Source organism: Candidatus Thiosymbion oneisti, assembly GCF_900092655.1.
Lineage (GTDB): Bacteria > Pseudomonadota > Gammaproteobacteria > Chromatiales > Chromatiaceae > Thiosymbion > Thiosymbion oneisti.
Genome location: NZ_FLUY01001169.1, coordinates 1 through 704 on the forward strand (window position 1 = coordinate 1; position 704 = coordinate 704).

Genomic DNA, 704 nt, shown 5'->3' on the forward strand with positions numbered 1-704 from the left:
ACGCCGGCTCCGTGCTGGGTGCCAAATTACTCAATCCTTTCCAGATTGGTGATGGAGGACCCGGCGGCTGGTGGATTCTTGTCGAGCCGGAAGTGCACTTCGTGCGGAATGTAGAGGTGGCAGTACCGGATCTGGCCGGTTGGCGACGTGAGCGGATGCCTCGTCTGCCGAAGGATCAGCGCTTCGAGGTGGTTCCCGATTGGGTATGTGAGATTCGGTCTCCGTCCACGGCGAGTAGGGATCGTGAGATCAAGATGCCGCTGTATGCCTACTATGAGGTGCAGTACATATGGCTGATCGATCCGGCTAAGTGCACTCTGGAGACCTATCGACTCGATGCCGGCACCTGGATCGAGACCGGTCGTTTTGCCGATGCCGATCAGGTTGCCATACCACCGTTCGAGGCTGTGAGCTTCGATTTGGGAGCCCTTTGGGAATCTTGGCGGCCGGTTATCGTGTAACTTCGGGTAATGTTCCTGCCTCACCTATTCAGAGGGTGTCGCAAAAACGGTGGCGTCAGCGGCCAGTCTGTTCGGTTCTTCCATGAGTGGTGCCCGTAGCCTCTGACGCATCAGCTTGAGCACCGCTCCGTCGCCGATCCGCCACGCGGCACACGCCATCAACGTAGCCTTTGAGATCGGCATCGTACACGCTGTTCAGTCCGTCCCTCACGCCTTCCTGCACCGCGTCGAGCGCATCATGCG

Annotated in this window: 1 protein-coding gene; it reads left to right on the forward strand. The window is 58.8% G+C overall.

The window, feature by feature from the left end; translation table 11 throughout:
* Window positions 1–461, forward strand: a 461-nt coding sequence (locus BQ17_RS11880) for a Uma2 family endonuclease (RefSeq protein ID WP_141699249.1), incomplete at its 5' end; no start/stop codon positions are given.
* Window positions 462–704: the final 243 nt, after the last annotated feature.